The sequence below is a fragment of the Paenibacillus sp. MB22_1 genome (assembly GCF_047200555.1).
Lineage (GTDB): Bacteria > Bacillota > Bacilli > Paenibacillales > Paenibacillaceae > Fontibacillus > Fontibacillus phoenicis.
Genome location: NZ_JBLADV010000002.1, coordinates 1,645,711 through 1,670,313 on the forward strand (window position 1 = coordinate 1,645,711; position 24,603 = coordinate 1,670,313).

Genomic DNA, 24,603 nt, shown 5'->3' on the forward strand with positions numbered 1-24,603 from the left:
GTGACTCGGGATGCTTGTACTCATTACTTATGATGTTCAAACCTCAGGCGTGGGAGGAGCTGCGAGGCTCCGTAGAGTGGCTAAGGCATGTCAGAACTACGGACAACGGGTACAGAATTCCGTGTTTGAATGTAACGTCGATGCATCCCAGTTCACCGCTCTGAAACTGGAGTTATCCCAACTCATTGATCATGAAAAAGACAGCCTGCGATTTTATCGGCTGGGCAATAACTACAAAACCAAAGTCGAGCATATTGGTGCAAAGCCGTCGATCGATTTAGAGGACCCGCTCATCTTCTAACGGTGCGAACCCCAAGCGCACATAAAATCCCTATGAGGTTCGCACCCCGCGCTATTACTGGGGTTGTTGAGTTTTTTGTTGGAATAAACAATAACATTTCGCACTCACAAAACAGGTTCGCACTTCTGGGCATGTGAGGCCTTGTGGCTCAAGGCTTCACAAGGCCCGCAGTCGCACTCCTTGTGAGTGCGTGGATTGAAATGTTTGTAGGCTCAATAATGGCAAAGTTAGAGGGAATGTCGCACTCCTTGTGAGTGCGTGGATTGAAATGTCCGGCTGGAGGTCGAGAATTTCGCTGGAATTCGAGGTCGCACTCCTTGTGAGTGCGTGGATTGAAATTTTTAAGGCGGGCAAAGGAGGGAAATGCGAAACGCTGGTCGCACTCCTTGTGAGTGCGTGGATTGAAATATCGGCTGGCTGCCGCCTCCGAATCAGTTGGAGGTCGCACTCCTTGTGAGTGCGTGGATTGAAATTCTTTGCTGGCGGTGACCGCTTTGACGGCTTCCGTCGCACTCCTTGTGAGTGCGTGGATTGAAATCAATAAGAGGGTTGATGTCACAGCAACTGTGCTGGGGTCGCACTCCTTGTGAGTGCGTGGATTGAAATTTAACATGCGGTGACTCAGTACTCTGTGGAATGGTCGCACTCCTTGTGAGTGCGTGGATTGAAATAAAATTTGGACTTGCTGAAGCTCCAGACGAAGTTGTCGCACTCCTTGTGAGTGCGTGGATTGAAATCGTTCAAGCTCACGCATACTCTCCCATAGTTCGGGTCGCACTCCTTGTGAGTGCGTGGATTGAAATTTAAATTTACTTGTATTTCCGTCATTACATAACTTGTCGCACTCCTTGTGAGTGCGTGGATTGAAATTGCGTTTTCTTTTATCCATAGCAGGCGCCCCTCGGTCGCACTCCTTGTGAGTGCGTGGATTGAAATAGTAGCGGCCTGATCGCCTGCATTGTCTGCTGGCGTCGCACTCCTTGTGAGTGCGTGGATTGAAATTCATCGGCTGGGCTTGCCAGTGTTGCCGCGTGAGCGTCGCACTCCTTGTGAGTGCGTGGATTGAAATACCTCCCTTCCGGAATTTCCAGGGTCCCCAGTTGCGGTCGCACTCCTTGTGAGTGCGTGGATTGAAATGTCTGGTTGTTGTTGTCTGGTTTCTGGTCCTGCTTGTCGCACTCCTTGTGAGTGCGTGGATTGAAATTCCAGGCTCCGGCTTCCGGATAAACCCGTACCGTAAGGTCGCACTCCTTGTGAGTGCGTGGATTGAAATCCGATTCTTGGCGCGATCTCCATTGCGGTTGGTGTCGCACTCCTTGTGAGTGCGTGGATTGAAATTAGTGTTACCATAATGCACTCGCTTGGTGGTATACGTCGCACTCCTTGTGAGTGCGTGGATTGAAATCTTGAGCATCTTGGTAAAACCGCGCGCGAAGAAGCGTCGCACTCCTTGTGAGTGCGTGGATTGAAATCGATGACGTCCGCGGACTACGATTTGATCGCGCGTCGCACTCCTTGTGAGTGCGTGGATTGAAATATGCAGTAGGTGAGCTTGACCGTGCTCTTTTAGGAGTCGCACTCCTTGTGAGTGCGTGGATTGAAATCCTATGACACGCGGAACAACGCAGACCTGGAGGGGGTCGCACTCCTTGTGAGTGCGTGGATTGAAATTGCTTCGGTGTCAGGTCTACGATAATGTCTTCGCCGTCGCACTCCTTGTGAGTGCGTGGATTGAAATTAATAGGACTTTTGCCCTCCACTGTCGAATATTGGGTCGCACTCCTTGTGAGTGCGTGGATTGAAATGTGTACATGATGTGCGCCATGATACGCGGCTCGATCGTCGCACTCCTTGTGAGTGCGTGGATTGAAATTAGTCTTCGCCGGGCTTCCGCCAATTCCCGCTCATGTCGCACTCCTTGTGAGTGCGTGGATTGAAATCATTCAACGCCACTGGAGTAGAGGATCCGTTAGGTCGCACTCCTTGTGAGTGCGTGGATTGAAATTTGATTTCATAGTTATTCAAATCTCTTATTTTTGTCGCACTCCTTGTGAGTGCGTGGATTGAAATAAATGCCGATAGATGAAATTTTTTTGCCCACAAACGTCGCACTCCTTGTGAGTGCGTGGATTGAAATTTTGAGGCGTTGCTTCAATAGGCATCTCCCTTGGGAGTCGCACTCCTTGTGAGTGCGTGGATTGAAATCCACAGCGCTCACAGCGTCCTCCAGAGCGCTCCATGTCGCACTCCTTGTGAGTGCGTGGATTGAAATTTGAAAGTCGCAAACCGGAAGCACGTGCGTTTCGTCGCACTCCTTGTGAGTGCGTGGATTGAAATGTATTGACAAACTAAAAATTTTAAGGAGGCAGTAGTCGCACTCCTTGTGAGTGCGTGGATTGAAATCATAACGGCCACCCAAGTATAGTTTGCCCGGTATTGTCGCACTCCTTGTGAGTGCGTGGATTGAAATCAGCGGGCGATGGTGCTGGCCCGATAGCAAGCGCAGTCGCACTCCTTGTGAGTGCGTGGATTGAAATCGAAAATCTTCGGCGATTCCGCTGCGCTCCAAAAGGTCGCACTCCTTGTGAGTGCGTGGATTGAAATGAGCAGGGCGCAATTAAGCGCGCGCTTGGCGAATACGTCGCACTCCTTGTGAGTGCGTGGATTGAAATCTCTTGCTATAAAAACACTCAAGATAAAAAGCGGCGTCGCACTCCTTGTGAGTGCGTGGATTGAAATCGCTCCGGTGATGAGGTCGTCGTCGAATATGCCCAGGTCGCACTCCTTGTGAGTGCGTGGATTGAAATCGTTAGAACACTGGAATGTCCGCACGGTACACGCCGTGTCGCACTCCTTGTGAGTGCGTGGATTGAAATGGTAACTTAACCGTACGATGCTCGCCCTCTTCCGTGTCGCACTCCTTGTGAGTGCGTGGATTGAAATCCTTGATCTTATCAATCACACTCATGAGCTATCGTCGCACTCCTTGTGAGTGCGTGGATTGAAATGGTTAGTAGGCTTAAACTAAGCCCAATTCAGATTGTCGCACTCCTTGTGAGTGCGTGGATTGAAATACCTTCGGCTTGCTGTCCGCAAAGGCTTCGTCCACGTCGCACTCCTTGTGAGTGCGTGGATTGAAATTGATATTCCGCCCTAAACGCGCTGGCCAATTCCGCCAGTCGCACTCCTTGTGAGTGCGTGGATTGAAATCAAACTGTTTGACCAATACGGGGAGCAGAACCGGGGTCGCACTCCTTGTGAGTGCGTGGATTGAAATTTCCGCGATACGTTGGACGGAAGGAAACGCGCTCATGTCGCACTCCTTGTGAGTGCGTGGATTGAAATATAAACGACGCGAGTACGAGTAGCGTCTGTAGGCGCGTCGCACTCCTTGTGAGTGCGTGGATTGAAATACGTCAGCAGCATTAATTCCATTTGCGCTAGCTATGTCGCACTCCTTGTGAGTGCGTGGATTGAAATCTGACGGCGCGCTCGTTTTATTTAAAGAGCAACCAGGTCGCACTCCTTGTGAGTGCGTGGATTGAAATCTGTACCAAAGAGCGCACCGCAGTAATGACAGGAATAGTCGCACTCCTTGTGAGTGCGTGGATTGAAATCAGCATTGATAGTCATGTCCTGTGAAAACGTAATGAGTCGCACTCCTTGTGAGTGCGTGGATTGAAATAGCTTGAATATGACGGGAAAGGCGCTCCAAGAGTAGTCGCACTCCTTGTGAGTGCGTGGATTGAAATTCCTGATGCCCATCTACCGTCTACTCCCGGTACCGTCGCACTCCTTGTGAGTGCGTGGATTGAAATATCTGCTCGATGTCGGACGTTGTTCGGGACAGTGGGGGTCGCACTCCTTGTGAGTGCGTGGATTGAAATTACTCCGTCTACCCCGAACGCTTTAAGCGCATCCTGGTCGCACTCCTTGTGAGTGCGTGGATTGAAATCACCGCGTTCTGGCGCTGGCGGCTCCGGTGTCGGCGGATCAGTCGCACTCCTTGTGAGTGCGTGGATTGAAATTCCGGCAAAAAGTTAGGGAGTAATAATTGCTGTTGTCGCACTCCTTGTGAGTGCGTGGATTGAAATGGCAAGCCGTGTACAAGATTTTGCATACAGACCGCTGTCGCACTCCTTGTGAGTGCGTGGATTGAAATATTAAAGGTATGGACAAGTTGCTCAACCAACAAAATGTCGCACTCCTTGTGAGTGCGTGGATTGAAATTGGAGGCAGAGGATAAATATAAAGCGGCACATGATTACGTCGCACTCCTTGTGAGTGCGTGGATTGAAATCCAACATATCCAGTGCGGCTCATACACACTGACAGCGTCGCACTCCTTGTGAGTGCGTGGATTGAAATCGTTCCCGGTACTCTCCGATCAAGGAGGGGAATGGTCGCACTCCTTGTGTACCTCTGTCAATAGAGTAGACACAAAGAATCGAGAAAATTATGCGGCAGATCGGTACATATGTTCGCACTCATTGGGCGTAGAATACCCAATCGCGGAATGGATTCGTTTTCCATTGTAGAAGCAGGTAATATATTCAAAAATGCGTTTCTTGGCTTGCTTGCGTGTTTTGAACTTCTCCAAGTAGACAAGTTCTTTCTTAAGCACACTGTGGAACGATTCAATACACGCATTATCGTAGCAGTTCCCTTTGCGGCTCATACTGCCTTTCATCTTGTAGGTGCGCAGCCGCGCCTGGTAGTCATGGGAAGCGTACTGGCTGCCGCGATCCGAATGATGCAGAACCTCTTCGCGCGGTCGCTGCTGGCTGTGGGCGCGGTCCAGCGCCGTTAACACGAGTTCTTTCGTCATTCGCTCATCCATGTGAAATCCAACGATTTTACGACTGTACAAGTCCATGATGCTTGCCAGGTATAGCCAACCCTCATCGGTCGGGATATACGTAATATCAGCCACCCAGGTCTTGTTTGGAGCGGACGGATTAAACTCGCGGTTCAACACGTTCTCTTGGACAGGCAGGTTGTGCTTCGAGTTGGTTGTGGCCTTGTATTTCTTCACCGTGCGAGAACGTAAACCCAGCTCCTTCATGATCCGAGCGACTGTTTTCTCGGACACTCGTATGCCCTGCTTGTGCAGTTCTTTTGCTACTTTGGGGCTTCCATATAATCGACGGGATTCTAGAAAGATACGACGGATCCGCCGCTCCAGCTTGCGACGTCGCTTTTCACGTTTGCTGGCTTTTCGCTGGGTCCATTTGTAATAGCCGCTTCGGGATACTTCAAAGGCTTCGCACATCTTCGAGACTCGGCACTTGAAGCGATGATCGTGGATGAAGGCATAGATCAGCGCCGGTCTTTGGCGAAGTAGTGCATCGCCTTTTTTAAGATGTCGTTCTCCTCTTCCAGATCACGAAGACGTTTCTGAAGATCTCTCATTGCTTTATCGTCGGCTTTCAGTTGCCCACTGCCTGGAAAGGCCTGTGCGCCGTCTTTCTTGTATTCCGCCATCCAACGATACAGGGTGTTGTCGCTGATCCCCAGTTCGCGGGCGACCTGCGCCACCGCTTTCCCTTCTTCCTGGATCATCTGAATCGTTTGCAGTTTAAATTCTTTATCGTATTTTTTCGTCATGGTAGCACCTCGAATTTGGATAGATTCATTTTACCCGATTCTCGGTTCTCCATGTCTACTTTTTAGTCTAGCAGCAACGTGCCCCAGGAGATGCGGACGCCCTTCTTGGCGAGGACATGGAGCCAGACGAGAGTGGCGAGTGAGCCGATGGGTGTGATCTTCGGGCCGAGGTCGGTGCCGATGACGTTGGCGTAGATCAGTGACTCGCGGATCGTGCCGGAGGTGGCCGTGTCGGCGATGCCGAGTACGCCGGTCATGACGGCCGGCAGGTTGTTCATGATCGACGATAGGAACGTCGAGATGTAGCCCATAGCCATCGTGGATACGAATAGGCCTTGATCTGCCACCGTTTGGAGGAGCTTGGCCAAGACTTCGGTCAGCCCGGCATTGCCGAGGCCGTACACGACAACGTACATCCCGATCGAGAAGACGACGATGTTCCATGGCGCGCCTTTCATGACGGCCTTCGTATCGACCGCTTGGCTTCGGCGGGCGATGGCCCAGAAGATCAAAGCCACGGTGTCGGCGAGCAAGGATACCGGAAGATGAAGGAACTCGCTCACGAGGTAGCCGATCAACAGGACTCCCATCACCACCCAAGATATGCGGAACAGGCGCTGGTCTTTGATGGCCTCAGATGGTGCTTTCAGCTTGGACGGGTCATAGGTGCGAGGAATACCTTTGCGAAAATAAAGCAGCAGCACCGCCACCGTTGCCCCGAGCGAGAACAGGTTTGGAACAATCATCCGAGCGGCATATTGCGCGAAGCCAATTCCGAAATAATCCGCTACACGAGGTTCACCAGGTTGCTGACAACCAGCGGTAAAGAGGTAGTGTCCGCGATAAACCCGCTCGCCATAATGAACGGGAAGATCATTTTCTCCTCAAAACTCAAATGGCGAACCATCGCCAGCACAATCGGCGTGAGGATTAAGGCTGCCCCATCATTGGCAAAAAACGCCGAGACCACCGCCTCCAGCAAGCTGACGTAAATGAACATGCGGATGCCGCTGTTTTTTGCGGCCCGGGCCATGTGCAGCGCTGCCCATTCGAACAAGCCGATCTCATCCAAGATCAGCGAAATGATGATGATTGCGATAAACGTTAGAGTGGCGTTCCACGTGATCTGCACGACTTCCCCCACATCGTCAAAGCCGACGACGCCGGCAAGCAGCGCCAACACCGCACCGCCGCACGCGGACCACCCGATATTCAGCCCCTTCGGCTCAGTTTGTCCCCGATCCATCAACGACAAGTAATAACATCGTATGACTTCCCCCCTCTCGGCTTGTCACAAGGTGGCGGGTATTTTAAGATGAAAGTAGTTTTCTGAAAGGAACGGGGGGGCGAGAATGGAGTCTCATTTGCCGGGGTTGCCGGTGCAATCGTTGCGCGGGATACCCGAGTTGAAGTATGTCAATGCTGACAACGTGGTTCGCTACCGGGCGATCATGCGTTTTTTCTATCAGGAGTATAAAAGACTGCGGTATTGGCTGAAGCCGGAAGACGTCTTTGAAGCGGTCAAGGCTTGGAACGTGTGGCCGGATTATACACTTGAACTGTGCCAAGGCGACCTGGATCAATTGGTGGAGTGGCAAAACCTGACTGCCCGTCACGACGGTGGACGCTCCTCCACGCTGGAAGAGTATCTCAAAAAGAAGATGCAGTATTTGCTCCGCCCGTATTCCATCGAAATCGAACGGCTGCTGGAGACGCTGGAGAAGGTAACGGGGTATGGCGGTTCGCTGGAAGCTTCCTTATTCGACACGATTGCGGATAAACTGTTTGACATTCGTAGCCAGGTCGGAGAACTGGAGCCGGACGCGGCGCTGGAACTGTGGAACGTCTTGTACCGTTCGTTTGTTAACCTCCATGAAAATGCGGCGGACTATATGGCTAGCCTGCATACGGCTCGGGCGGAAGAGATGATGGTGACGGAAGCTTTCTTGATCTTTAAGGAAAAGTTGACCGATTACCTGCAAAATTTCGTACAGGCGCTACAGCGGAGCGCTTATAAAATCGAAGGTAATTTGCAGCGAATTAACGATTCGGTACGGGATCTGTTTTTAGAGCAGGTCGTGGAAGGTGAGCTCCGAAAGCCGCGGCTGGAGGACGAACCGGACCGGGAGGAACTGCTGGAAGAACTTCGTCAAGGCTGGACGAATATCCGGCGCTGGTTTGTGGGCGAGGGGGCTGCGCCCAGCGAGCTCACCTTGCTGGAGCGGGCGACGAAGGATGCGATTGCCCGTATTGTACGCAGCGCGATTCGTATTCAGGAACGGAAGCGTTCGGGACTAAGCCGCAAAAAGGAGCTAGAGCACTTGGCCCGCTGGTTTGCTTCGATCGAAACGGTCGAGGAGGCGCACAGGTTGTCCGCATACGCTCTCGGATTGTTCCCGACGAGGCACTTGCAGGGCGAGGATCTGCGCGACTCGGACCGGGCGGACATGTCGTCCTGGGAGGAGCGGCCGATGGTGCGCATGCTGCGTTCGCGCAGCCGCAAGCGCGGAGAGCGTCAGCCGGCGGACGCGGTGCGTGACAACGAGCGGCGGAAGCAGCGGGAGCGGGAAGCGTTCAAACTGCGGCAGGCAGAGGAATGGCGGATGATCGCGGCGTTACTAGAGCGGAGCTCCGTCAAAGTGTCGGAGCTCGGGCCGGTGACGGCCAAGGAGCGGCTACGGTTGCTGCAGTGGATCGGCCGGTGCATGACGACAGGAAATGGCCACTCGTTTGTTACGCCGGAAGGCGTGTTGATTCGGATGAGCAATCCGCGTACGGCGGAGCGGACAATCTTGCACGCGGAAGACGGCGAGTTGGAAATGGCAAACTACGAGCTGCATTTTAGGCTGACGGAAGCGGCGAATGGCTTGGCCGTGGGAACAGCCGCAAAGCAGGGGGCAAACGGGGCCGATATTGCCGCTGCGGAAGCGGCTGCGGCGGCCGATACGGCAGAAGTCGAGGGAGAAGCCGGATCAAGATTTGAATCTAAGGTCCGATCCGAAAACGAGGCGGAAAGGCAGGGGCGGTAGATGGCTGGAGGTGCGCTCAAAAGACTAAGCAAACGGGGAATAAACGCCGAGCAGGCGGCCGAACGAAAGCGCGCGTGCATGCACGCGCTCTTGAACCGTCCGTGGGTTGCAAAGGAGGAAGACCCGGACTTGTATTTTGCCATCCGGGACCATTACGAGGAGCTGCGCGACTGGTTTATGGATAAGGCAGGTTTTCCGCTGATTATGACCCGGACAATCGCCAAGCTGGACAAGACGCCTGTGAAGGCGCACCCGTGGATGGGTTTTCCTGAGTTTCGCGAAAAGCGGGACTACGTTTTTTTTACCTATGGACTGTGGTATTTGGAAGGAAAAACGGAGTTGGACCAGTTCCTGCTCACCGACATCGTGGAGGAAATCCGCGAGCAGATGCTGAGCGCGGGGCTGGAGGCCGACTGGCGGAATTACTATGACCGCTTGTCGATGGCCAGAGCGCTGAAGAAGCTGCGGGCGCTTGGCGTGCTGCACAGCGTCGACGGCGATGAGGGCCAGTGGGCGCAGGACGCGGAGCGCAATGCATTGTACGAGTGTTCGCCTTTGGCCCGATATGTGCTTCGGCGCTTTCCGCGCGATTTGACGGGCTGCTCGCGGCTGGAGGAGTTGGAAGACCCCATTCCGTACGCCGACACACAGGACGGGCAGTCGATGCGGCGGCGGCACCGGATATACCGCCGGCTGCTATTGGAGCCGGCGGTGGTGGACAGGCACTGGGATGAGGAAGATTTGAATTATGTGCTGTGGCAGCGGCGGGCGATCATCGATCAACTGGAAAATATGCTCGGCTGGACCGGGCGGCGTTACCGGGAAGGGCTGTGGTTTTTCCATCCCGAGCTGACCGGCGAGAGCGAGCTGTTTCCGACGATGTCGGCCGCTTCGGATTTGGCGCTGCTGCTTGCGAGCGAAATCCGCAAGGAACTGGCGGAGGGAGGCGTATTGTACGTGGAGGACAACGGCACGGTCCGATTGACCAAGGCGGATATCGAGACGCTTCTGTACAGGCTACAGCTTAAACATAAAGAGTTTTGGAGCAAGGATCTTCGGGAAGCTGCCTCCCAGGAACTGGCGGAACTGTGTATGAACCATTTAGCCGAATGGGGGCTGGGAGATTGGGAGGGCGAGACTTCGTTCCTGATCTCGCCCGTACTGGCTAGATGGAGTTCGGAATATGCAAATAACGATTTTGATACTTAGGTGTGGTGGATCAACATCCAAACGGGAGGATTTAACTGATGGAACAGCAAATGGTGGAGCAGGAAAGCGGTCTGAGAGCGGACGGGGCTTCCGGTCAAGGCGGCCGAGCGGCCGCAAGGTGGCAGATGCATCGCGTCGGGATTTTGAATTTCTGGTATTACGATGAAGAGGAATTTCAACTCGAGGAAGGCCGGCTGATCTTGCGCGGCGCCAACGGGTCGGGCAAGTCGGTTACAATGCAAAGCTTCCTGCCGCTCGTGCTGGACGGCGACAAGCGGGCGCACCGGCTTGACCCGTTCGGTTCGCGGGACCGCCGCATCGAGTATTATTTGCTTGGCGAGGAGGACGGCGGTAAGACGGATACGACGGGCTACTTATGGATGGAATTCAAGCATGGTGCGACCGGAGCGTACAGAACGGTAGGCATCGGGCTGCGGGCGAGAAGAAACGCGGCCCAGGTGCAGTTCTGGGGGTTTTTGCTGGAGGATGGGCGGCGCATCGGGCGTGACTTCTGGCTTTACGACCGTAATGGATGGCTGGAGGACGGCGTACGCATTCCTCTCGACCGCAAGGAACTGGAAGCGAAGGTGGGAACGGGCGGCCAGGTCGTTTTGGATCAGAAATCGTATCAGGATATGGTGAACAAGCATATTTTCGGGTTCGCGGATACGGATGCTTATCAGGACTTGCTCCAACTCATGATTCAGTTGCGGAGTCCAAAGCTGTCCAAGGACTTCAAGCCGTCGGCGATCTATGAGATTCTCCATCAGGCGCTGCCGCCGTTGATGGAGGAGGAGCTGCGGCCGTTGTCAGAGGTGCTGGAGGACATGGACCAAATGACCGACCGGCTGGACGAACTGAAGCGGCATCGCGCCGAGATGGTGAAGCTGCAGGAGCGGTACGATTTTTACAACAAGCATGTGTTGTATACGAAATCTGAGGACATGTTGGAGGCCAAAGCTGCTTATGATGAAGTCGCTGCCAGAGTAAGAAGGTCCGAAGAGACGCTGGCGCAAGCGGAGGCGGAAAAGGCGGGGGCTGTGACAGAGCGCAGCGGCATCCAGAACCGGTTGCAGGAGATTGCCGTCGAGCGCGAATTGTTGGAGAAGCATGAAGCTATCGGCAAGCAACGGGAGTATGAGGCGGCCGCGGCGGCTTTGGCGGACACGGAAAAGCAGTTGGAACGCGCAAAGGAAAAAGCGGGCAAGGCCCGCATAAAGCAAGAGCAACTTGAGCGCGGGCTGCAGGAGGCCGAAGCCAAGCGGGACACCGCCGAACGGGAGCAACGGGAACTCCTGAACGAGTTGGAGGCGATTGCGGGCGACATGGAGTTTGCCGGGCATGTCGTATATCACCGGTATTGGACAGCGAACGTGCCGGTGGATGATCTGTGGAAAGAGGCGTGGCGAAAAGATCTGCGCACGCATCGCGATGCTGTGGAACGGGGCCTGGCCAAGGCGGCGGAGGAAAAAATGGCGGCTGCGCTGGTCAAGGAAAGCGAAATCGAGTTGGGTGAAGCGAGCCGAGCGCGGGATGAGGCGGAGCGCGAGCGCGGCGAGCGGGATAAGCGGTTTGCTGACAGCAAGGAGGCGTTTAAGGACGAGATTGTCGCCTGGCAAAGCGGGCTACGGCAACTGCCTTTTAATGAGGAGGCGCTGCGCGAGACGTTTGGGGCGCTACGCGAGTACGGACTGGAGCAGACCTCGCTGGAGCCGGTGCGGGGGCCGCTGCTGGACCGGTACGAAGCGGCCCGGGATCGTTTGGTGGCCCGCCGGCTCGATATGGAGAAGCAGCGGAGGGATTTGTTGGCGGAGCGCTCGAGCTTGCAGGAAGAGAAGCGCGGTTGGGAGCAAAGTCGGGAGCCGGAACCCGGGCGCAGCACAGCACGTGCGAAATTCCGCGAAGCTAATGCAGAGCGAGGCGGGGCGCCGCTCTTCGCTGCGTGCGATTTCCGGCCGCACGTAGGCGATGACACCAAGGCGCGGATCGAGGAAGCGCTGGAGCGTTCGGGGTTGCTTGATGCCTGGCTGTCCCCGGACGGCCGGGTGCAGGAGTGTGGCAATGACGATGAAGAAGCCTGGATCGTACCTCGTCCGCAGGAATTCGGCTATACGCTGGCGGACATGTTGGTTGCCGATCCACCAGAGGGAAGCGGGCTCACGGCCGCGGCGATCGATGCGGTACTGCGCAGCTTTTTGTGGGACGAGGAAGGCGGCCTACTGGATGACGGCGACTGGAGCGGCATGATCGCAGCCGACGGCTCTTACCGGCTTGGCCCGCTCGCCGGGAAGGCGGCGGTGAAGGAGCGGGCGGAGTATATCGGCAAGGAGACGCGCCGCCGTACCCGCATGATGGAAATTGCCCGGCTGGGCGAGGCGATCGCCAGATTGGACGCCGTGCTGCGAGAGCTGGACGAACGGCTTGCCGGTCAGGAGGCAGCGGAAAGGCAGTTGGCGGTAGAGCGTGAGCTTTTTCCCGGCGGGGCGGACCTGGCTGGAGCCCTGCGCGAACTACAGGCAGCGGATTATCGGCTGCAGGCTGCGGCCCGGCAGGAAGCGCAGGCCAATGAGCGGTTCAAGGCGAAGTCGGCGCAGTGGCGCGAACTGCAGCGAGAGTTGGTAGAGCTGACCGCGAACTGGACCCGGTTGAAACGCGAGCCGGATCTTGCGGCGGCGGTTAACGCCTTGCGCGATTATGAAGCGTCGCTTTCGGACCTGCATTCCGCCTGGCGGCAGTACAGGGACGCTCACGCGTCTTGGGAGCGGTTCAAGGATGAGTTGGACGCTTTGATCCTGGAACTGGAGGATGAAGAAGCACTGGCGGAAGAGCTCGGCGAGCGGCAGCGGGATCAGCGCGCTCAGGTGGATACGTTGCGGAGGCTGATCGAGGAGTTAGGGTTGGCCGATGTTGCGCGGAGGCTGGAGGAACTGAAGCGCGAGCAATCTGCGTTACTTGTCCGCGTCAAAGAGCAGGAGCGGCTGCTCGATGCGGCCAAAGACAAGGCATCCCGGGCGGAAGCACAGCTGGTGCTGCTGCGGGAGCAGGCAGAAGTGCTGCACGTCGAGTTGGAACGAACGCTGGAGCAACTGCTAGCAGAGCTGCGCCAAGGTCTGGTTGACGAGTGGCGGAGCGTAGCGACTGAGGCGGATACAGCGAACGCGGCGAACTCGGGCGCAGCCACAACTCGGGCAGTTTTCCTGCAGGCCTCTGCCAAAGAAATTCTGCGGCAATACGAACCCTTGTTTACCGGGCGTAATGCCGAAAACATCGTTAACCGTTTGTTGGAGCAGTTTAATGCCGCGCGCATGCTGCTGACGGAGTATGTGCTGGAGACAGTTGCGGATGAAACAACCGGACGTTTGTTGCTGCTTTCCATGCGTAACCCCCGCCAGCCGCTGCCGCCGCAGGCGTTGCTGGAAGAACTCGAACAGCAGGAAGCGGAGCAAAGCGCTTTGTTAAGTGAGAAAGACCGCGAACTGTATGAGGAAATCATTCTCCGCAGTGTTGGCAAAGCGATCCGGCAGCGAATTCACCGTGCGGAGCAATGGGTGCGGGAAATGAACAAGCTAATGGAGGAGCGAGACACATCAAGCGGTCTTCGCTTGAAGCTTGAGTGGCAACCTAAAGTCGCGGCGGGGGAACAGCAACTCGATGTCTCCGACCTGGTCGAACTGTTGAAGCGGGATTCTCATAGGCTGCGCGAGGACGAAATCGACGCGATGATCGAGCATTTTCGTGGGCAAATCGTCAGCGCAAAACAGGCAGCCCAGGAGGAGCAGGAATCGCTGCGTCAACATCTCTACCAAGTGCTAGATTATCGCAACTGGTTCCAGTTTGAACTGAAATACAAAAAAGGTGAGCAGATTGGTTACCGTCCGCTCACCGATGCGCGCTTCAACGTGCTGAGCGGGGGCGAAAAGGCAATGGCCATGTATATTCCGCTGTTCGCCGCCACATGGTCGCGGTATTCCGACGCGAGAACCGACGCGCCGCGGCTTATTTCTCTTGACGAAGCGTTCGCGGGCGTGGATGAGGAGAACATGCGGGATATGTTCAAGCTGCTGACGGATATGGGCTTTGACTATATGATGACCTCCCAGGTGCTGTGGGGTTGCTACGATACGGTTCCAAAGCTGGCGATTTATGAGATTTACCGGCCGAAGGACGTCGATTTCGTTACCTTGTTCCGCTACCGTTGGAATGGCAAAATCAAGGAATATATAGAAAGCGGTGCAGAAGAATGAGCGGCGGGCGGATGAACGATCGTTCAGATCAGGCGGCCAAAGCCCGGGACTATTTTTCTCGTCCCGGGTTCAAGAGAATGCTCGAAGCCGTCTGGAAGCGATACGCCAGTCTGGAGAAGGCGGGCGGGCACGCCGTCATCAGTAGATCTACTGCAGCGGAATGCGAGGCGATCAATACCTTTTTTGGCTGGTACAAAAAACCGGGGGACGATATCCGAGTACCACTTGCGGATTTTGAACAGGAATTGCTGGAATCGGCATTTACCTTCACGATTACCGAACTTCATGAAGTCCTGACCGGCGAGCCGCTGCGAACCAAATCGGATCGGGAATTGCTGGCGATGCAGGAGTGGGGGAGGTTGTTTGAGACCCTGGAAGCCCAGTTTGCGGAGCAAGGAACGCCACTCCAGCCGGCTGTGGCGGAATGGTTAAGTGGTTTGCGCCACGGCCGTGCAGCCGGTTACCGCACCTTGCGTGAGCTGTGGCGCGCTGCTCCCGAGACGGCGCAAAGTGAGCTGGCGAGTGCCACATGCGCGTGGAACCTGCTGCTTGCGGGGGATGCAACAGCAGGTTTGGGCGAGAACGGTAGCCCACCATCAGCTGTCCGCCTACCGGTGCTGGCCGCGCAAACTACCGGCGATCCGCATGCGCTGGACCGGAACGTCCCGGCAGGGCGGCTGCTGTTCCAGGCCTTACGCTCCAAGGAGCTTGGGAAGCAGTTTGCCGAAACGGATCAAACTGACCCATCAGATCCCGAGGCGATACCCGGCTTGTCATCCGGAGTGGATACCTTGGAGGCGCGGGAGATTTACCGCAGCGCGGGAATTTTTGATGACGACATATCTTCTCTCGTTCATATTTATTGCCCTTGGGACGGCGGTAACGGGCCATATGTTTTATCGTTAAGGCAAGTTGAGATAACCAGCGTGCTTTCTCCGATCACCGATTTTTATGTGGTAGAGAATCCAGCGGTATTTTCCACTTTGGTTGATTTGAATGAAGCCAATGAATCCGCCTATACTGCGGGACCGATGCTAGTTTGCACCAGTGGACCGGCAAGCGCAGCGGCATTGCGCCTGATCGATCGTTATTTGGAGGAAAACCTGGTTTCCGGCCACCTATATTACTCTGGTGATTTTGATGTTAAAGGGATTTCGATCGGAAATGTTCTGGCTTCCCGTTATGGGGACCGATTTACCGCCTGGCGTTTTAACCGGGAAAGTTACATGGAGGGGTGTGCCTTGGCGCTTCCCAATGGTGTAACCTTATCAACAGAAGAGCGGCTTCGTTTGGCTAAGATGCAGGCCATTTGGGATAACTCGCTGTGCAACACGATGCGCGATGTAGGACGTAAGCTATTTCAAGAGCAAATAATCGTAAATTTGATCAATGATTGGCGAAAAGCGGTCATAGGAGGGGAGATCGGCGGCCGTTTGCATTCCAAATGAAGTGCGCAATATCATGCAACGGATGTACAGAATTAAGCTGGACATTTATGAGCGATATGACGTTAAAGTGAAAGCTGTAAATGTATTCTTCTTAAGACCGGTGCTGTGGTTCTGTCTAGGAGCTGCCTCGTGCTGGTCTTATTTTTGTTTTCTGTTCTTTATTCCCATTTCTCGCGCCAACCTTGCATTCCTGTCCATATCGAGCACAAAGGACGTTCTCATTTCGGCACCGATCCCGTATGCTTAAAGTAACTTTGGTGTGGACAAGGACGGAAAGGAAGGTGATCTGCTTGGGGAAGAACAAGATCAATCTGCTGACCAAGCTGTTGATTTCCTATTGGCTTGTGCTGCTGTTTCCGGTGCTAATCATTTTGTTCTATTATTATCCGCAGTCGGCGACGGCGGTGAGAGCGAAGGAAATGGATTGGAACGCTCATATCACGGAGCAGTTCATGACGTCGATGGACACGTTCACGCGACCGTTCATTCAAAAATACTTCGAAAAAGGCGTGATAATCGGTTCGATCAAGGGGTGAGCGGCGGGTTGCCATGAGATTACGATTTGCAAGCCCGGGGGCGGAGGCCTTCCGGGCTTTTTTTGCATGAGCGTGCCGTAAGTAATAAAGGTAAAAAAGGGCCTTATTCGCTCCAAAGATAGAGTTTGGCTTGAAATAGCGGACATTTTTACCCTTATCTTTGAAAAATGGGCGGTGAAGAGGTGAGTTTGACGGGAGTTCAGGAAAATAAGGCCACAAAATTCCCTTATTCAACGCAAAAAGGGACCAAAAGGTGAAATAAGGCCATAAAAGTCCCTTATTTCCGCCTGGGGTGACAATGTGCATGATTATGATGATTTTAATAAACTTCGCCATCTCCATTAATCCAGCGTAAACAGTCAAAACCTATACTCTTCTTGGGTCGAAATCAACAGAAATACATAGCGAACCCACAATAATCCACAGGGAGTGCATAGAAACCATGAAATTCGGATTAAAGAGGCAGTTAGCGCTGGGTCTGGTTTTATCCTTGTTTGTATTGATGCTGGCCGCTTGTGGTGCAGGGGGCAACGGAGGCAACGGGAGTAACGCAGCTGCAACGGATACAAGCGGGGCGGCGCAGGCGGAAGAGCTCTCGCTGGCCGATCTGGAAGCGAGGGCCAAAGAAGAAGGTTCCGTCGTGAGCGTTGGCATGCCGGACACATGGGCGAACTGGAAAGATACGTGGTCGGATCTGAAAACGAAGTATTCGTTGGATCACACGGATACGGATATGTCGAGCGCCGAAGAGATCGCCAAATTCGAAGCGGAGAAGGATAAGCCGACCGCGGACATCGGTGACGTCGGTATCGCATTTGGTCCGGTTGCGGTGGATAAGGGCGTAACTCAACCGTACAAAACCTCGTACTGGGACGAAATCCCGGATTGGGCCAAGGACAAGGACGGCCACTGGGTCGTAGGTTACCAAGGTTCCATCGCATTCTTCACGAACACGGACCTGGTCAAAAATCCGCCGCAAAGCTGGGAAGACCTGAAGAACGACGACTACAAAATCATCGTTGGCGATGTGACCAAAGCTGCGCAAGCGCAAATGGCCGTGCTGGCGGCCGCCATCGCCTACGGCGGGGACGAGACAAACATCGAGCCGGGGATTGCTTACTTCGAAGACTTGGCGAAAAAAGGCCGCTTGTCCAGTGCGGAAGCTTCGCTGGCCAACATCGAAAAGGGCGAAGTACAAGTGACCCTGTTCTGGGACTTCAATGCCCTGAACTACCGCGATCAACTGGGCGGTGCGGACAAGTTTAACGTGGCGATTCCGAAGGAAGGCAGCGTGGTCAGCGGATACGCCACGATCATCAACAAATACGCGCCGCATCCGAATGCCGCCAAGCTGACGCGGGAATACATCTTGAGCGATGCCGGCCAAATCAACCTGGCGAGGGGCTATGCCCGTCCGATCCGCGATAGCGTGCAGCTTCCGGAAGACGTTGCTGCCAAGCTGCTGCCGGCTGAGGCCTATGCCAATGTGAAACCGGTCAGCGACTACAAGGCCTGGGAAGAAACGGCGAAGAAGCTGCCGCAGCTGTGGCAGGAGCGCGTGCTCGTTCATATGAACTAATCGGGCAAATCACGGGCCCGTGTTCAACCATTTGAAGGGGTGCGTCAAACGTCTTGGACGGGAGGCGCCCCTTTTTTTAACAAGGAGGGAGTGGCGTGAAGCGGAAAAATCGCCGGTATTTGCTTGGGCTCGTTCCTTTCGTCGTCATGGTGGCCTTGTTCCAGCTGGTGCCAATCGTGTCGATGATTACGGGAAGCGTCAGCCTGGAGGACGGCGCCGGAATGACGTTGGGGTATTACACCCGAATTTTTCAAAGCGAGTATTATCTCAAAGCGATTCAGAACAGCTTGCTGATTTCGGTCTTTTCAAGCGTGATCGGGATTGTCGTTGGATTGGCCTGCGCTTACGCGGTGACGCGATTTGCACCGAGGATGCGGGACCGTCTGATCATGGTGTCCAATATGACATCGAATTTCGCCGGCGTACCGCTCGCCTTCGCGTACATTATTCTGCTGGGGAGTAACGGGGTATTTACTTTGCTCTTTAAGCAGTGGGGCTGGGACGTGCTTGCCGGTTTTAACTTATACAGCTGGTCGGGGCTGGTGCTGGTGTATGTCTATTTCCAGGTTCCCCTGGCTTTATTGCTGCTGTACCCTTCGTTTTACGGCATTCGTGAGCAATGGAAAGAGGCGGCATCGCTGCTGGGCGCAAGTCCTTGGCAGTTTTGGAGAACGATCGGGATTCCGGTACTGCTGCCGGCCGTGTTCGGTACGCTGGGGATTTTATTCGCGAATGCCATGGGTGCTTACGCGACTGCTTATGCCCTCGTCGGAAGTAACTTCAACCTGCTCGCCGTACGGATTGGCAACCTGGTTTCCGGTGACGTTGTAACCGAGCCGCAGCTGGGGAATGCGCTGGCAGTAATCCTAGGCCTGTCGACGCTATTGGCGGTGTACCTGAACCACAAGATGACTCAGCGGCTGCACCGGTTCCAACCCGGCTCGGCGGAACAGAAGGTCCGCAATCAGCGAAAATGGACAAAGCTGAAGTCGCCTGCGCTGAAGGAGGAATTGTGATGCAGACTTCAAGCAAAAAAGCAGGCTGGGCCCCGCACACCCTGATGTCGCTGCTCATGATTTACTTGCTGCTTCCCTTGCTGGCAACGATGATCTACGCGTTTGCGAAAGAGTGGCAAGCAACCCTTCTGCCGGAAAGCTGGACGCTGGAATGGTTTGGTGAGATGTTTCAGGATGCGCGTTTTCTGGATGCGTTATGGAAGTCGCTGTACCTCTGCGCGATCAGCATCGTGCTTAGCCTAGCCGTCATGCTGCCGGCAGTGTTTATTATCACCGTCTATTTGCCCCGGATGGAGAGCTTCATGAAGGGAATTGTCGTGCTTCCTTATGCTGTGCCCGGCGTCGTTGCCGCAGTGGGGCTGATCCGAGCGTATTCCTCCGGCCCGATGAATATTTCGGGGACCGCTTATATTTTGATCGGCGCGTATTTCGTCATCGTCCTGCCTTATATGTATCAGGGTATCCGCAACAGCCTGCTCACCGTATCGGCACCAGAGCTGCTGAATGCCGCGGAGATGCTGGGCGCCGGCCGCATAAAGGCGTTTGTGACCGTGATTTTGCCAAACATCTGGCCGGGGGTGGTGACGTCGACGCTGCTGTCTTTTTCCGTCCTCTTTGGGGAGTTTGTCATGACGAACATGCTGGTGGGCGGTCATATTCAGACGATCCAGGTGTATTTGTCGCGGCGGATGAATGAAAGCGGGCATTTGGCCAGCGCGATTGCGATTTCGTATTTTTTGTTTATTCTGGCGTTGTCCATGGTCTTGATGAAGCTCGGCAAACAAGTAAACAGGGGGATTTCGGAATGAAGCCATATCTGAAGCTGGAAGGGATCCGTAAGCAGTTCGGATCGGCGGCGGTGCTGAATCGTGTGAATTTAGATATCCGCGAAGGGGAGCTGGTTACGCTGCTCGGGCCTTCGGGTTGCGGAAAAAGCACGCTCTTGCGCTGCATCGCCGGCCTGACGGAGATCGACGAAGGGCAGATCTGGCTGGACGATAAGGACATCGTCAACCTGCCTCCCCGCAGTCGGGAGATCGGCATGGTGTTCCAATCGTACGCCTTGTTCCCGAATTTGACGGTCCGCGAAAATATCGAATACGGCATGCGGATGCGCGGCATGGCCAAGGAAGCACGCCGCCAGAGATCCAGCGAACTGCTCGAGCTCATCGATTTGACCGATAAGCGGGACGCTTATCCCGCACAGCTGTCGGGGGGACAGCAGCAGCGCGTAGCGCTCGCCCGTTCCCTGGCCGTCCGTCCGAAGGTGCTGCTGTTGGATGAGCCGCTCAGCGCGCTTGATGCGAAAATTCGCAAAAATCTGCGCACAGAAATCCGCGAGATTCAGAAGCAATTCAACATGACCACGATCTTCGTCACGCACGATCAGGAAGAAGCGTTAACCTTGTCCGACCGGGTCTGCCTGATGAACCAGGGGAATATCATACAGCAAGGGACCCCGGAGGAGTTGTACGCCAAGCCCGCAACGGAGTTCGTTGCGCGGTTCATGGGCAGCTATAACGTGCTGACGCGGGCCGAAGCGTTACGGCTATTCGGCACGGTGCCCGGCGATGCGGAGAGTTACGCCATCCGGCCGGAGGCGCTCTCGCTTATTGGACCGGAGCCAGCGGCTGACCCGGCCCATGCGGGCAAGCCCATCGTGGAGGGCAACGTTCACTCGGCGTCGATCCTCGGCAACGTTATTCGTTACGCCATCGATGCCGCCGGCATCCGCCTGACGGTGGATGTGCTGAACGATGGACGCTCTCGGCGGTTCGAGGAGAACCGCCCTGTCACCCTCGTTATGGATCACGCGCAATTGCTGCAGCTAGAGAAGGAAGGGGCTTAGGCAAGTTGTCAATTTCATCTGAGGAGCGCAAGCGCGTCATTATGGAGCAGTTGAAGCAGGAGGGACAGGTGAAGGTCCCGGAGCTGTCGCATCGTTTTACCGTATCGGAGGAGACCGTGCGCCGCGATTTGATCCTGCTGGAGAAGGAAGGTTTGGCTAAAAGAGTCTACGGCGGTGCGGTCCTCCCCAAATTGACCAGCTACGAGCCGCCGTATTTGCAGCGCCAGAAGGACAAGGCGGAGGAGAAGGAGCGGATCGGCCGCGCTGCTGCCGAGCTGATCGAATCCGGGGACACCATCGCCATCGACATCGGGACGACAACGCTGGAGATGGCCAAGGCGATCGCCGGCCGGGAGCGGCTGACGATCCTGACGAACTCGCTGGCGGTGGCGTATCACCTGATGGAGTCGCTGAATGGCGGGAGGTTTTCCGGGAAGATTTTTGTGGTCGGCGGGGAATTAAATCCGGAGCAGCAGTCGTTATCGGGGACAATTGGCGAGCACATTCTGTCGCAATTCCGGGTCGACAAGGCGTTTATCTCCATTGGCGGGATATCCTTGGAGCGGGGGATCAGCGATTATGACGTCGATGAAACGGGCATGTCGCGCCGGATGATCGAGGCGGCATCCCGTACGATTGTGCTGGCTGATGCGTCAAAGCTGGGCAAGGAAGCATTCGTGGAGATCGCGCCGCTGAGCCAAGTACACGCCATTGTCAGCGACGTTGCCGCCCCGAAGGAATGGCTGCAGACGCTGCGCGGCCATCGCATTCAATGGATCGAGGCCACTAACTGAAGGGAGAGAGAGATGGATGTCATTCGCAAAGGCAGCAGAAGCCAAGAAGCTCGTTGTGGTTGTGCTGGATGGATTAAGATATGATGCGGCCCGCAAGTATCTCGGGTATATGGAGCATCTTGTAGAGCAAGGGGAGGCGGCCTGCTATCAAGTGCAGTCGCAGCTTCCGAGCCTATCACGCCCGCTCTATGAAGTGCTGCTGACCGGTACGCCGGTGGCCCGAAACGGCATTACGGCGAACCATATCAGCAGGCTAAGCCGGGAGCAAAGCGTGTTTCACCTTGCCATCGCCGCGGGATTACGAACGGCTGCCGCTGCGTACCACTGGGTTAGCGAGCTGTACAACCGTGCGCCGTTTAACCCGGTGACCGACCGGCATCAGCATGACGAGAGGCAGCCGATACAGCACGGGATTTTTTATTTCGAGGATCACTATCCGGACAGCCATCTGTTCCTTGATGCGGAGCATTTGCGCACAACGTACGACCCCAACTTCCTGTATATCCATTCGATGAACATCGACGATATGGGGCATAAGCACGGCGGGGAAAGCAAGCAGTATGAGGGCGCCGTCCGGACGGTGGATGGGATTCTGGCTACGCTGGTACCGCTGTGGAGATCGCAAGGGTATGAGATTATCGTCACATCCGATCACGGGATGAACGCGATGGGGCAACACGGCGGCACTCAGCCGGAGGAGCGCAACGTTCCGCTGTATGTGTTTGGTGAGCTGCCGATTCCTTCGCCGAAGCTCCAGGGCGATCAGGGGCTGTCACAGCTCTACTTGGCTCCGCTGATGTGCCATTATCTAGGAATCGAGCCTTCCGAGGCCATGGTGAAATGGGAGTAGACAGGAGGAGTTTGCGGGTGAAGGTTGATATGCATTTTCATCTGGAGGAAGGTCCGTATTCCTTGCGCTGGCTTTCGCGTACACTGCAAGGGTTGGCGGCGACCGAGCCGGGGCCGGATCCGGCCTTGGGGCATCATACGATCGAATATGCCGAGGAAATGACAAAGCTGTTGTCCCGGCGGATGGAGAAGGGATGTTATAGCGAAGAGTGGTTGGATCGCTACTTGATCCGGGGACGCGAACGCGGAATTCAGGAGTTTGGCGTCGTTGATCATTTATACCGGTTCCGGGAGTGTCGGCCATATTACGAAAAACACATGCTGCTGGACGACAGCCGGGTTGGCAAGCTGCAACGGGCCTGGTTGGATCAGGTGTGCGTAGCTTCCATCCAGGATTTCGTTGACTTTGTGACGGAAGCGAAGAAGACGCGGCCCGATCTCGCGCTTGGCATCGAGGCGGATTTCTTCCCCGGCGGCGAAGCGGAGTTGGGCGAAATTTTGGCGGGTTATGACTGGGATTACGTGATTGGCTCGGTGCATTTCCTGGAAGGATGGGGGTTCGACAATCCGGAGGCCAAGACAGGCTTCGACGGCCGGGACCCTGTGCAAACGTACGCAGATTATTATGAATTGCTGCGGCAGGCCTGCGTCTCAGGATTGTTTCACATCATCGCGCACCCGGATAACTTGAAGGTGTTTGGGTTCCGGCCGGTAGATGAGAAGAAGCTGCTGCCGTATTACCGGAGCATCGCCAAGGAAATGGCGCGAAGCGGCGTAGCTACGGAGATCAATACCGGTCTCGCATACCGCTATCCTATCGCGGAGAGTTGCCCAAGCCCATTGTTTCTGTCCGTATTAGCCCATTACGGGGTCCCGCTGACGTTATCCTCGGACGCTCATTTTCCGGACGATATCGGTACGCTGCTTGATACGGCCTTGGCCGATGCGATCGATCAGGGATACAAGGAGCTGGCAGTGTTTCGAGACGGGAAGCGGCGGATGGTGCCGATCTTCGCAAATCACACAGCGGCCAAGTAGGGGGCTTGCCAACCTCGCCTGCATAGAACCACGCTTTTCCGCGCAAGTTACCTAAAAAACAGGGAGGAGCGTGCATCATGCAGCAAGATTACGTATTCACGGATCTGGAAGGCCGGGAGTCGTTAGTTCAGGAGATTCGGAAGCTGGAAGAAAAAATCGAGCAGTCCATCGGAGAGAAGGTCAATTTGATCGCATATTCCGAGAAAAAAGAGCAGCCAAATCACTAGAACGCCATTTGCGAATTTGAGGATCGGTTGATCCCATGGTTCATGCGGTCTGCGATAACGCTTGTACGGGATAGCGCCCTTAGGGGCGTTTTAATTTTGCCCTGCCTTTGGTACCGCAATGAAACCAATCGGTTGGATCTGATGTATTATTAAGTAAGTGACCAACTGAAGGAGGGACGGGAAGTGGGGATGTTGTCGAGATTTAAAGATGTGATGCGGTCGAATCTTTCCGCCATGCTGGAGGGTTCGCAGGATCCGGCGGCGACGGTGGATGAATACCTGCGTCAATTACGGCTGGATTTAGGGCAGGTCAAGGCGGAGTCAGCTGCGGTTCAGGCGGCGGAAGACCGGGCGAAGCGCGCGCTGGACGAATGCGCCGAGGAAGTCCGGAAGCTGCAACGGTATGCGGAGAAGGCGGTGGAATCGGGCGATGAATCTGCCGCGCTAAAATTCCTGGAGCGGAAGGCGAAGCAGGCGGAACGGCTGCAGGAGCTGCAGACGGCCTATGAGCAAGCAGCGAATCAGGCCGCCCAGATGAAGCAGATGGAGGAGAGGCTGGTCTCCGATCTGCAGAAGCTGGAAGCGCGGCAAGCGACGCTTAAGAGCAAGCTGGCAGAGGCCGCTGCGTTGAACAAGGCCCAGGCTGCTGGGGGAACAGAAGCGGCGCTTCGCGAGCTGGAGGCGAAGGCCGATCAAGCGTTGAATGAAGCGATGGCTTTGGCGGAGCTTCGGGCGGGATCGCAGGAAGACGATCTGGACGCTATCTTCGCGGAGCTGGAGAAGAGCAATGCTGCGGGAGCGAAGCCGGAGGAAGCAACAGCATCGACTCCTGAAGATGAACTAGCGGCGCTCAAGGCGAAATTAAATAAATGAGCTA

At 55.2% G+C, this 24,603-nt stretch carries 16 protein-coding genes, 1 pseudogene and 1 CRISPR repeat array; of the genes and pseudogenes, 15 read left to right on the top strand and 2 right to left on the bottom strand.

The genetic code is table 11. The annotated features are described in order from the left end of the window. Positions 1-10: 10 nt before the first annotated feature. Positions 11-301, top strand: coding sequence for a CRISPR-associated endonuclease Cas2 (gene cas2, locus ACL02P_RS19525; protein ID WP_009223774.1), 291 nt, complete (start codon positions 11-13; stop codon positions 299-301). 170 nt (positions 302-471) lie between these two features. After that, positions 472-4,669: direct repeats of the CRISPR family, unit length 32 nt; unit sequence GTCGCACTCCTTGTGAGTGCGTGGATTGAAAT. Between the two features lie 88 nt (positions 4,670-4,757). Here the strand turns inward: cas2 and ACL02P_RS19530 are convergent. Together ACL02P_RS19530 and ACL02P_RS19535 are read right to left on the bottom strand one after the other, a co-directional pair. Beyond that, positions 4,758-5,908, bottom strand: a protein-coding gene (locus ACL02P_RS19530; RefSeq protein ID WP_412837900.1) for an IS3 family transposase whose coding sequence is annotated in 2 segments (ribosomal slippage) — positions 4,758-5,653 and positions 5,653-5,908 — 1,152 coding nt in all. Because the reading frame shifts where the segments join, the coding sequence is not laid out codon by codon here. Between the two features lie 77 nt (positions 5,909-5,985). Next, a pseudogene (locus tag ACL02P_RS19535) lies at positions 5,986-7,154 on the bottom strand (arsenic transporter); the annotation flags it as partial. A 106-nt stretch (positions 7,155-7,260) separates the two neighbouring features. On the opposite strand from ACL02P_RS19535, the gene ACL02P_RS19540 reads away from it, so the two are divergent. The 14 genes from ACL02P_RS19540 to ACL02P_RS19605 all read left to right on the top strand — a co-directional run bounded on the left by ACL02P_RS19540 (position 7,261) and on the right by ACL02P_RS19605 (position 24,599). Next, the gene (locus tag ACL02P_RS19540) at positions 7,261-8,937 is read left to right on the top strand and encodes a TIGR02677 family protein (RefSeq protein ID WP_412837901.1); all 1,677 of its coding nucleotides are present in this window, start codon (positions 7,261-7,263) and stop codon (positions 8,935-8,937) included. After that, complete coding sequence (locus ACL02P_RS19545; RefSeq protein WP_260070113.1) at positions 8,938-10,146, top strand: TIGR02678 family protein; 1,209 nt, start codon at positions 8,938-8,940, stop codon at positions 10,144-10,146. It abuts the gene before it with no gap. 38 nt (positions 10,147-10,184) lie between these two features. Further along, positions 10,185-14,390: a TIGR02680 family protein gene (locus tag ACL02P_RS19550; protein ID WP_009223785.1), complete on the top strand. Its 4,206-nt coding sequence runs from the start codon at positions 10,185-10,187 to the stop codon at positions 14,388-14,390. Between the two features lie 11 nt (positions 14,391-14,401). Then, entirely contained in the window at positions 14,402-15,838 is a 1,437-nt protein-coding gene (locus ACL02P_RS19555) for a TIGR02679 domain-containing protein (RefSeq protein WP_412837902.1), read from the top strand. A 290-nt stretch (positions 15,839-16,128) separates the two neighbouring features. Beyond that, positions 16,129-16,374: a hypothetical protein gene (locus ACL02P_RS19560; protein WP_412837903.1), complete on the top strand. Its 246-nt coding sequence runs from the start codon at positions 16,129-16,131 to the stop codon at positions 16,372-16,374. A 442-nt stretch (positions 16,375-16,816) separates the two neighbouring features. Continuing rightward, a complete protein-coding gene (locus ACL02P_RS19565) occupies positions 16,817-17,953 on the top strand; it encodes an ABC transporter substrate-binding protein (RefSeq protein ID WP_412837904.1) in 1,137 nt (378 codons plus the stop codon). Positions 17,954-18,048: 95 nt separating this feature from the next. Continuing rightward, a complete protein-coding gene (locus ACL02P_RS19570; RefSeq protein WP_009223792.1) occupies positions 18,049-18,969 on the top strand; it encodes an ABC transporter permease in 921 nt (306 codons plus the stop codon). After that, positions 18,969-19,778, top strand: coding sequence for an ABC transporter permease (locus tag ACL02P_RS19575; RefSeq protein ID WP_412837905.1), 810 nt, complete (start codon positions 18,969-18,971; stop codon positions 19,776-19,778). Before ACL02P_RS19570 ends, ACL02P_RS19575 begins: the two co-directional genes overlap by 1 nt. Then, a complete protein-coding gene (locus ACL02P_RS19580) occupies positions 19,775-20,818 on the top strand; it encodes an ABC transporter ATP-binding protein (protein ID WP_412837906.1) in 1,044 nt (347 codons plus the stop codon). The genes ACL02P_RS19575 and ACL02P_RS19580 overlap by 4 nt, the downstream gene beginning before the upstream one ends. Before the next feature lie 5 nt (positions 20,819-20,823). Continuing rightward, complete coding sequence (locus tag ACL02P_RS19585) at positions 20,824-21,612, top strand: DeoR/GlpR family DNA-binding transcription regulator (protein WP_028538573.1); 789 nt, start codon at positions 20,824-20,826, stop codon at positions 21,610-21,612. Between the two features lie 16 nt (positions 21,613-21,628). Continuing rightward, positions 21,629-22,462: an alkaline phosphatase family protein gene (locus ACL02P_RS19590; RefSeq protein WP_412837907.1), complete on the top strand. Its 834-nt coding sequence runs from the start codon at positions 21,629-21,631 to the stop codon at positions 22,460-22,462. Positions 22,463-22,479: 17 nt separating this feature from the next. Next, positions 22,480-23,499: a PHP domain-containing protein gene (locus ACL02P_RS19595; RefSeq protein ID WP_412837908.1), complete on the top strand. Its 1,020-nt coding sequence runs from the start codon at positions 22,480-22,482 to the stop codon at positions 23,497-23,499. Between the two features lie 77 nt (positions 23,500-23,576). Further along, positions 23,577-23,726 carry a hypothetical protein gene (locus ACL02P_RS19600; protein WP_009223798.1) on the top strand — a complete coding sequence of 50 codons (150 nt, stop codon included), beginning with the start codon at positions 23,577-23,579 and terminating at the stop codon, positions 23,724-23,726. A 183-nt stretch (positions 23,727-23,909) separates the two neighbouring features. After that, positions 23,910-24,599: a PspA/IM30 family protein gene (locus tag ACL02P_RS19605; RefSeq protein WP_009223799.1), complete on the top strand. Its 690-nt coding sequence runs from the start codon at positions 23,910-23,912 to the stop codon at positions 24,597-24,599. Positions 24,600-24,603 lie beyond the last annotated feature (4 nt).